Origin of the sequence: Streptomyces sp. NPDC007095 (assembly GCF_040634475.1) — a bacterium.
GTDB lineage: Bacteria > Actinomycetota > Actinomycetes > Streptomycetales > Streptomycetaceae > Streptomyces.
In genome coordinates this window covers 1-7,987 of the sequence record NZ_JBEYFS010000355.1, presented here as the reverse complement: position 1 = coordinate 7,987, position 7,987 = coordinate 1, and the positions used below count along the sequence as shown (strand labels likewise).

Below are 7,987 nucleotides of genomic sequence, written 5' to 3'. Positions count from 1 at the left end.
GCGGGGCCGTGACGGGGTCCGACGGCGGGGCCGTGACGGGGTCCGACGGCGGGGCCGTGACGGGGTCCGACGGCGGGGCCGTGACGGGGTCCGACGGCGGGGCCGTGACGGGGTCCGACAGCTTGGTAATTGGTCTGGACATGTTCAAGTCGCGGCAATAATCTGGGACTTGGTCTAGACCTGAAAATCGCGCGCACGGCTCACGAGAACCTCCCCCACGTCCTCCAGGAGCGGCAGCATGCGCATACGGACGACCAGGATCCATGCGGCAAGGGTCCGTGCCACCAGGAAAGCCAAGCTGTACGCCGCTGTCGTGGGCCTCGCCACGGCGGGCACGTTCGTGCTCTCCACCGGCGGAGCCGACGCCCACGGCTACACCGACCAGCCCCTCAGCCGGCAGAAGTTGTGCGCCGCCAACGGCGGCAGTGTCGCGGGCTGCGGCGACATCCAGTGGGAGCCCCAGAGCGTCGAGGGCCCGAAGGGCTTCCCGGCGGCGGGTCCCGCGGACGGCCAGATCTGCTCCGCGAACCACACCAACTTCAGCCAGCTCGACCAGCCCAAGACCCCCTCGGGTGCGGCCTGGCCGACGACCAAGGTCACCGGCGGGCAGAGCTACACCTTCCGCTGGCAGTTCACGGCCGTGCACGCCACGACCGACTTCAAGTACTTCGTCACCAAGTCCGGCTGGAACCAGAACCACGCACTGACCAGGGCGGACCTGAACACCACCCCGTTCCTGACCGTTCCGTACAACGGGCAGCGCCCGCCGTCCACGTTCAGTCACACCGGCACGCTGCCCTCCGGACTGAGCGGTCACCATGTCATCCTCGGCGTGTGGACGATCGCCGACACCGCGAACGCGTTCTACTCGTGCGCGGACGTCACGTTCTGAGCGCGTCCCGACCGGAAATGTTCTGAGCCTCTCTTGAGGAGCTCGCGCACCCCCCACGGGTAGGTTCCACGCACGTCGACATGACCATGACGGCGTGCGTGGAGCTGTACCGGACAACGGGGGAATGTCGTGGACGTGTTCTTCTATGCCGTGCCGGCGGTGATCATGGCCGGGGCGGTCTTCATGGCGGTCGTGGTGGTCCGCCGGTCGCTGGACATGAGCCGGGCGTGGAACAGCGGGCTGATCGCCGAGGCGCGCTGTTTGCGGTCCTTCACGACGACCAGCGGTGGCGGTGGCGACACCTCGGTGAGTACGACCCTGCATCACGTGTACGAGTTCAGGGCGCGGGACGGCCGTACGGTCCGCTTCGAGGAGAAGAACGGCCCGGCGACGATCGTCGAGGGCGACATCGTCACCGTCCACTACACCGCCGAGCGTCCCGAGAAGGCGACGGCCCACGCGCCGCAACGGGGACTGCTGGCGGCGGGCACGGTCTTCACCCTGGTCTTCTGCACGGTGATCGTCCTCTTCTGCATCGGCTTCATGGTGGGCATCCACGGGTTCTTCTCGATGTGGGACTCGGCCGGGAGCGGAGGGGGCGACTTCGAGGGCACGGGCCTCCCCTTCTGACGGCCCGTCAATTATCGTGCGCCCCCATGGGGTCCATGAGGCGCACCGTCGCGGAACTCGTACAGGAACGGTGGGGCGACCACCGGCCGGGACTGTGGTTCGAGGGGCGGGTGCTGAGCCATCACCGGGTGGCGGCGGGCGCGGCGGCGCGGGCGGCGCTCCTCGCCGACCTGCTGCCGCCCGGCGCCGCACCGCACGTCGGGGTGCTGCTCGACAACACCCCCGAATATCCGCTCTGGTTGAGTGCGGCGGCCCTCTCCGGTGCCGCCGTCGCCGGGATCAACCCGACCCGGCGCGGCCCCGAACTGGCCCGCGACATCCTGCACACCGAGTGCCGTGTCCTCGTCACCGAGCGGACCCATCTGCCGCTCCTCGACGGCTTCGAACTGCCCGGCGTACGCGTCCTGGTCACCGACACCGAGGCGTACGGAGAACTCCTCGCGCCGTACGAGGGCGCGAAGCCGGACGCGGCGCCCTCCGTGTCGCCGGACGCCCGCTTCCTCCTCTACTTCACCTCCGGCTCGACCGGCGCCCCCAAGGCCGCGATCTGCACCCAGGGACGGCTGGCCGCCGCCGGGCGCTCGCTCGTCGAGCAGTTCGGGGTGCGCCCGGACGACACGCACTACATCTGCATGCCGATGTTCCACGGCAACGCGGTGATCGCCGACTGGGCGCCCGCGCTGGCGGCGGGCGCGGGGATCGCGCTGAGGCGGCGCTTCTCGGCGTCGGGGTTCCTCGCGGACGTACGGGCCTGCGGGGCGACGTACTTCACCTATGTGGGCCGCGCGGTGCAGTACCTGCTGGCCACGCCCGCCCGCGGCGACGACCGTGAAAACCCGCTGCGGATGGGCTTCGGGACGGAGGCCGGGGCCGTGGACGCGGCCGCCTTCGAGAAGCGCTTCGGGGTACGGCTGGTGGAGGGGTACGGCTCGTCCGAGGGTGGCGCCGCCATCCAGTGGACGCCCGGCGCCCCGGCCGGCGCGATCGGGCGGGCGGCGCCCCGCGACGACCTCGCGGTGGTCGACCCGGAGACAGGGGCTGAGTGCCCGCCCGCCGTCTTCGCCGAGGACGGGAGGCTTCTCAACGGGGACGAGGCGATAGGGGAGTTGGTGAACCGCGGACCCAACCCCTTCGAGGGCTACTGGCGCAACCCCGCCGCGGACGCCGACCGCCGCCGCGAGGGCTGGTACTGGACCGGGGACCTCTTCTACCGCGACAGCGACGGCTTCCTCTACTTCGCCGGGCGGGCCGACGACCGGCTGCGCGTCGACAGCGAGAACCTCGCCGCCGCGATGATCGAGAACATCCTCACCCGCCACGAGGACGCCGCCGCCGTGGCGGTGTACGCGGTCCCCGACCCGGTGGCCGGGGACCAGGTGATGGCGGCGATCGCGCCGCGCGAGGGGGCCGGATTCGACCCGTCGGCCTTCGCGGAATTCCTCCTCGCCCAGCCCGACCTGGGGACGAAGATGGCACCCCGCTTCGTCCGGATCGTGACGCGGATGCCGGTCACCGCCACCAACAAGATCCACCGGGTGGGCCTGCGCCGCGAGGGCTTCCGCTGTGCCGACCCGGTGTGGTGGCGGCCGCCGGGGGAGTCCGCGTACCGCAGACTGCGCGAGCCGGACATCGAGGGGCTGCTGGCCGAGTACCGGGCGCGCGGACGCGAGAAGTTGCTGCCGACCGGGTAGATTCCGGGCGCGCTCCGCCGCGCAGTCCAACCGCATGCTGGAGCGCTTCGCGCGGGGGTGCTCGCCGGCCGGAACTTTCGGCGACCCGGCGGACGTCCCGTCTCAGGGAGTCCCGGAACAGAGGAATCCCCTCCGCCCCACAGGGGGAGGATGCCTCCGGACACCTGTGCCGTCCGCGCCGAGGAAAGAGGGAACATGCGTCACCTGATCCGGGTCGTGAACATCGCCGGTGCCGCACCGCCATCCGGCGCGTGGGGGCGGGCGGCGGTCCGGGGACGGCTCGTGGCGCGGCACCGGTGACGGCCGAGGGGCGCTACCGCGTCCTGGTCGCCGGCTACTCCGTCTCCTCGTACGGCACCTTCCTCAACATGGTGGCGCTCAACCTGTTCGTCTACGCCACCACCCACAGCGCCCTCGCCATCGGACTGTTCATGGCGGTGCGGCTGGGCGCGGGGTTCCTGGCGGGGACGGTCGCGGGGCGCGTGCAGGCCCGGTTCGGGGTCAAGCCGGTCATGCTGTGGGCCAACATCGCCCAAGCCGTTGTCATGTTCCTGCTGGTAGTGACGCCGGACGGGGGACTGCGGACCGGCGTGCTGTTCACGGTGTCCGCGGCCGTCGGGGCGTGCAGCACCGTGTTCATGGTCGCGCTGCGCAGCTCCATCCCCGACCTGGTCGGCGCGGACCGCCGCGCCTGGGCCAACTCGCTGATGGTGGGCGGGCGTTCGCTGGCCATGGTCGCCGGGTTCGCCTCGTCCGGTGTGGTGGTGCCCTGGCTCGGCTTCACCGCCGCGTTCCTGGTGGACTCGGCGAGCTTCGTGGTGTGCGCGGCGGCGGTCGCGTGGCTGCCGGGCATCGAACGAGCCCCCGAGCCTCCGCGGGCGCCCGACGAACCCCGCGAGAAGCGCGGCGTGTGGGCCGCGACGACGGCGCTGGCCACCGTGCCCGCGCTCGGCCTCATGATGTGCCTTCGCACCGTCGACGCCCTCGGCTCCTCCTCGCACAACGCGGCCCTGCCCGTCTACTCCAGCACGCTCCACCCGGACGACCCGGCCGCGTTCGTCAGCCGCTTCTGGCTGTTCTGGGCGCTGGGCAACGTCCTGGCGCAACAGGTCATCCAACGCTGGGCCAAACGCTCCGGACGGGCCGTCGGCGCGCTCGGTTTCGGTCTCGGCACCATCGTCATGTCCTCCGCGTTCATCCTCGGCTTCGCCGGGTTCCCGATGGCGGCGACCGTGCTGATCGCCCTCGTCGCGGGTGCCGCGGACGGGCTCACCGAGGTGTCGTACACCTCGCATCTGCAGACCCTGCCGGAGACCCTGCGCGGCCACGCCTTCGGGCTCACGGCGACGGTCGAGAACCTCGGCTTCGGCATCGGCATGATCGCGGTGTCGGCGGCCCTCGAATCGTTCTCCGCGTTCACCGTCGTGGCCTGGTCGCACGGCCTCGCCATCGTGGTCGCGGGGATCTACCTGCTCCGGTTGTACGCGGTCCACGGCGCCGGCAGGGAGGGGACGAGCGGTGCGTACGGCAGTCGTCGGGATGGCGCTGAGATTTCCGGGAGCTGACACCCCGGACGGGTACTGGCGGGACATCCGGGCGGGCGTGACGCACGTACGGCGGTTCACCGACGCCGAACTGGCGGCGGCCGGGTTCGCCCCCGAGGAGTACGGCGCGCCCGACTTCGTGGCCGCGAGCGCCCCGCTGCCCGGCATCGACGGCTTCGACGCGGCCTTCTTCGGGATGAGCGCCCGCGAGGCCACGGTCACCGATCCGCAGCAGCGGCTCTTCCTGGAGTGCGCCCACCACGCCCTGGAGGACGCGGGGTACGCACAACCGCGCGCCGGGGTGCGGATCGGGGTGTGCGGGAGCACCGGCTACCGGCTCTACTCGCTGCACGGCTATCTCGCCAACAACCTTCGGGAGGAGGCGGATTCGGGGGAGTGGCAGCGGCAGAAGCAGGCGCAGGTCGGCAACTACCCCGATTTCGCGGCCCCTCGGGCGGCCCACCGGCTCGGACTGACGGGCCCGGCCCTGAATGTGGCCACCGCCTGCTCGTCGTCCCTGGTGTCCGTCCATCTCGCCCGCCAGGCCCTGCACTTCGGCGACGCGGACCTCATGGTCGTCGCCTCGGCCGCCTTGCACGTGCCCCAGGTCACCGGGCACCGGCACGTACGCGGCTCGACGATCTCGCGCTCCGGGACCGTGCGCGCCTTCGACGCCGACGCGGACGGCACCGTCGGCGGCAACGGCGTCGCCGCCGTCGTCCTCAAACCGCTGGACAGGGCGCTCGCCGACGGCGACACCGTGTACGCGGTGATCGCCGGGTCCGCCGTCACCAACGACGGCGCCGACCGGACCGGGTTCGCCGCGCCGGGCTCCACGGGCCAGCGCGACGCCGTGCTCGGCGCGCTGCGCGCGGCCGGGGTGCCCGCCGACTCCGTCGGCTACCTGGAGGCGCACGGCACCGGCACGCTCAAGGGCGATCCGATCGAGTTCGCCGCCCTCACCGAGGCGTTCCGGCTGCACACCGACCGCACCGGCTTCTGCGCGCTGGGTTCCACGAAGTCGGCGATCGGCCACCTGGACAGCGCGGCCGGTCTTGCGGGGCTGATCAAGGCGGTGCTGGTGCTGCGGCACGGGGAGATACCGCCGCTGGTGAACCACACCCGCCCCAACCCGGCCCTGGACGTGACCGGGAGCCCCTTCGTCCTGCCCACCCGCGCGCTGCCCTGGCCCGCCGAGGAGGGCCGCCCGCGCCGGGCCGGGGTGCACTCCATCGGGATGGGCGGGACGAACGCCCACGTGATCCTGGAGGAGGCGCCGACCCCGGCCCCCCGCCCTGCGGACCGCGGGCAGGCCCCCGCACTGCTGCCGCTGTCCGGCCACACCCCCGAGGCGCTCCTCGCCTCCGCACGGGCCTTCCGCGACCACCTCACCGAACACCCCGGGACCGACCCCGCCGACCTGCTCCTCACCACCGCGCTCGGGCGACGGCACCTGGAACACAGGCTGGTGGTCACCGCCCCGGCCGGCGACACGGCGGCGGCGCTGGACGCCTTCGTGCGGGGCGAGGCGGGGGCGTACGCGCACGGCGTCGCCGGGGCGGAGGCGGGCGGTGGACCGGTGTTCCTCTTCACCGGCCAGGGCAGCGGGTACGACGGGATGGGCGCGGCGCTCGCCGAGCGGTTCGCGGTGGTGGCCCGCACGTTGGAGGAGTGCGCGGGGATCCACCGGGACGAGACGGGCGAGGAGGGATTCCTCGACCGGTTGCTGGGCGGCGCCGACGGTGGTCCCGCGGAGGCGGCGCGGTCCCGGGGCCCGGAGGGAGGGCGGGTCTGGGACCCGGAGGGAGAGCGGTCCTGGGGTCCGGAGGGAGGGCGGGTCTGGGACCCGGAGGGAGAGCGGTCTTGGGGTCCGGAGGGAGGGCGGGTCTGGGACCCGGAGGGAGAGCGGTCCCGGGACCCGGAAGGAGCGCGGGTCTGGGACACCGCCTTCGCTCAGCCCGCGCTCTTCGCCCTGCAGGTCGCACAGGCGCGGCTGTGGCGGCGGTTCGGCGTCGAACCGGTCGCGGTGGCCGGGCACAGCGCCGGGGAGTACGCGGCCCTGTGCGTGGCCGGGGCGCTGACGCTGGAGGACGGGCTGCGGCTGGTCTGCGAACGGGGGCGGCTGATGCGCGACGGCACCGCGACCGGGGGCATGCTCGCGGTGTTCGCCGCCGAGGACGTCGTACGGGGGCTGGTCACCGAGGTCGAGGGACTCGAACTCGCCGTGGTCAACGGGCCGGGGCAGTACGTCGTGGGCGGACCGCCCGAGGCGGTGGCCGCCGCCCGCGCCCGGCTCGCGGAACGCGGCACGCCCGCGGAGCCTCTGCCGGTGGACCGCGCGTTCCACACCGCCCTGCTCGACCCGGTCCTGGCGGAGTTCCGGGACGCCTGCGGAAAGGTACGACTACGGCCCACCAGGACCGAGTTCGTCAGTGGTCCGGACGGGGTCCGGCACCCGGTGGGCTGGCTGCCGGACGCCGACCACCTGGTACGGGGGACCCGGCGGCCGGTGGACTTCGCCGCCGTACTGCGCACGCTGGAGCGGAACCCCGGGCGGCCGGTCCAGCTGGAGATCGGCCCCGACGCGCCCCTCACCGGGCTCGTCCGGCGCGCCCGGCCGGATACCGCCGCCGTCCCCACCCAGCGCCGCGACGACCGTGGCCCGGGCACCCTCTGGGCGGCCGTCGCCCGGCTGCACTGCGCGGGCCACCGGCTCGACTGGGCGGCCCTGCTCGACGGCTGCGACGCCCGCCGGATCCCGCTGCCGCCGTATCCCTTCCAGCACCGGACGTACTGGACAGGACCGCCGCCCACCCCCCTGGCCCACGACCGCAGGACGGAGGACGGCATGACCGAACAGGCCGTACTGGAACGGGTGCTGGCACTCAGCGCTCGCCATCTCGGATACGCGCCGCAGGAGATCACGGCGGAGCGGACGTTCGTCGGGCTCGGCGCGGACTCGCTCCAGCTCATAGGAATGGTGCGGCAGCTGGAGGCCGAGTTCGGGATCGAGATCGGAATGCGGGAGATCCTGGAGGAGGCGGGGACCCCACGGCTCGCGGCCCGGTTGATCGCGGAGCGGACGGGGCAGGGGGCGACCTCCGTGGGCGTCACCCCGGACGACGAGCGCGTGCACGTCACCCCGGACGACGAGCGCGTGCACGTCACCCCGGACGACGAGCGCGTGCACGTCACCCCGGACGACGAGCGCGTGCACGTCACCCCGGACG

General features: G+C 73.0%; 5 protein-coding genes. All 5 read left to right on the top strand.

From position 1 onward, the window contains the following. Positions 1 to 238: 238 nt before the first annotated feature. A complete protein-coding gene (locus ABZ656_RS54435) occupies positions 239 to 892 on the top strand; it encodes a lytic polysaccharide monooxygenase (RefSeq protein ID WP_101404979.1) in 654 nt (217 codons plus the stop codon). Between the two features lie 129 nt (positions 893 to 1,021). Beyond that, entirely contained in the window at positions 1,022 to 1,522 is a 501-nt protein-coding gene (locus ABZ656_RS54430; protein WP_360279672.1) for a DUF3592 domain-containing protein, read from the top strand. Between the two features lie 26 nt (positions 1,523 to 1,548). After that, positions 1,549 to 3,213, top strand: coding sequence for an AMP-binding protein (locus ABZ656_RS54425; protein ID WP_360279669.1), 1,665 nt, complete (start codon positions 1,549 to 1,551; stop codon positions 3,211 to 3,213). Between the two features lie 296 nt (positions 3,214 to 3,509). Next, positions 3,510 to 4,778: an MFS transporter gene (locus ABZ656_RS54420; protein WP_360279666.1), complete on the top strand. Its 1,269-nt coding sequence runs from the start codon at positions 3,510 to 3,512 to the stop codon at positions 4,776 to 4,778. After that, positions 4,753 to 7,987 (top strand): beta-ketoacyl synthase N-terminal-like domain-containing protein (locus ABZ656_RS54415; RefSeq protein ID WP_360279676.1); only part of this gene is annotated, 3,235 nt, incomplete at its 3' end. The genes ABZ656_RS54420 and ABZ656_RS54415, both read left to right, overlap by 26 nt.

What these genes read in the sequence shown, in the direction of transcription:
- ABZ656_RS54425 (WP_360279669.1), top strand. Translation starts at nt 1,549, where the DNA reads ATGGGGTCCATGAGGCGCACCGTCGCGGAACTCGTACAGGAACGGTGG.
- ABZ656_RS54435 (WP_101404979.1), top strand. Translation starts at nt 239, where the DNA reads ATGCGCATACGGACGACCAGGATCCATGCGGCAAGGGTCCGTGCCACC.